This window comes from Neobacillus drentensis, assembly GCF_036966985.1.
GTDB classification, from domain to species: domain Bacteria; phylum Bacillota; class Bacilli; order Bacillales; family Cytobacillaceae; genus Neobacillus; species Neobacillus drentensis_E.
The window spans coordinates 1-202 of the sequence record NZ_JBALSN010000057.1; the positions used below are offsets into that span (position 1 = coordinate 1).

At 44.6% G+C, this 202-nt stretch carries 1 pseudogene; it reads left to right on the forward strand.

The features are described 5' to 3' along the window. Positions 1 to 202, forward strand: a pseudogene (locus V7659_RS03960) (aromatic acid/H+ symport family MFS transporter); the annotation flags it as partial.

Sequence of the window (202 nt, forward strand, 5' to 3'; positions counted from 1 at the left end):
ACTATCCTCCATCAATCAGATCTACAGCATTAGGGATGGCTTCAGGAGTCGGCAGGACCGGTGGTATGCTCGGGCCCCTTTTAGGAGGATTCCTACTATCAATTTCTTTACCAATTCCATTAAACTTTATCGCCTTTGCCATTCCTGGTTTGATTGCAGCTGCCGCCCTCTTAATGGTACCTATAAAAAATGCCTATCAATA